The sequence below is a fragment of the Protofrankia sp. CiP1_Cm_nod4 genome (assembly GCF_982290645.1).
Map to the genome: position 1 here is coordinate 1 of NZ_CEVIVC010000159.1, position 1,151 is coordinate 1,151.

The 1,151-nt window shown below is 67.7% G+C and carries 2 protein-coding genes; one reads left to right on the plus strand and one right to left on the minus strand.

Annotated features, from left to right (window positions below):
* Positions 1-543 (minus strand): HAMP domain-containing protein (locus tag AC5LSR_RS20910; RefSeq protein ID WP_493468874.1); only part of this gene is annotated, 543 nt, incomplete at its 3' end.
* Positions 544-797: 254 nt separating this feature from the next.
* On the opposite strand from AC5LSR_RS20910, the gene AC5LSR_RS20915 reads away from it, so the two are divergent.
* Positions 798-1,151, plus strand: a 354-nt coding sequence (locus tag AC5LSR_RS20915) for an ATP-binding protein (RefSeq protein WP_493468875.1), incomplete at its 3' end; no start/stop codon positions are given.

The following is a 1,151-nucleotide window of genomic DNA, read 5'->3' on the forward strand; positions in this document are numbered from 1 at the left end:
GACGCCCTTGACTCGTGCCTGGCCGCCCAGGTTGCCCTCGGTACCCACTTCCCGCGCCACCCGGGTAACCTCGTCCGCGAACGAGGAGAGCTGGTCCACCATGGTGTTCACGGTCGTGCCGATCGTGAGGAACTCACCCCGCACCGGCTGTCCGGCGATCTCCAGCGCCATGTGCTGCGAGAGATCGCCATCCGCGACAGCCGCGATCACACGCGCGACCTCGTGTGTCGGGCGCGCGAGGTCGTCGATGAGCGAGTTGACCGCCTGGCTCGACAGCGCCCAGCCACCCTCGAAACCGAGGTCGGCCATCCGCTCGGTCAGCCGGCCGTCCCGCCGGATCACCTTGCTGACCCGTTCCAGCTCCCCGGAGTGCCGCTGCTGCAGGGCGGCCAGCTCGTCGAAGCGCTGGGCGACCAGCGCGTCGCGGCCGGACCGCTCCCCGAGACGGACGGAGAAGTCACCCGCGCACAACGCCGTCAGCGCACCGAGCAAATCGTCGATGAAGTGGTCGTCCACGGGCGCGGATTCCGACACCATCGTCATGGTGGAGCCCTCCAAACCGGCGTGCGCGGGAATCTCTCACGTCTGGCAGACCATCGGAACGGACCGGCGCCCGTTCATCAAGCATCCAGCAGTGCTCGGCGACAGTATCCGTCAGGGCTTGCTGTGCGGATATAGCGGATCCATCCGGCCTGGTGCCGCGCGTGCCGGCCGGACCGGCTCGGAAGATCCGCCAGCCGCGCCCCCTGCGACGGCCAATCCCTCATGACCGGACAACACAGGAGAGACTGACCGGCATGCTTCACATGCTCGGCGAAGAGGGGTTCCGCCGCACCCTCACACTTCCACCGGTCATCGATTCACCGAGATCGGCCCGCCGGTTCATTATCGACACGTTGCACGGCCGTCTCCACGCCGATACCGTCGATATAATACTACTATTAGTAACCGAGCTTGTGACCAACGTGATCGTGCACGCCGGCACCGACGCGACAGTCGACATCCGGCACAACAACGGACGACTCATCGTCGCGGTCAGTGACCGTTATCCCCTGGCACTGGGCGCGGTGCCGATCGCCGGCCAGCCCGGCCACGCCCCCGCCGCCGTCCGCCCGGCGGCCATCGACGGCCCGGGGAGCTCAGCGGCACCC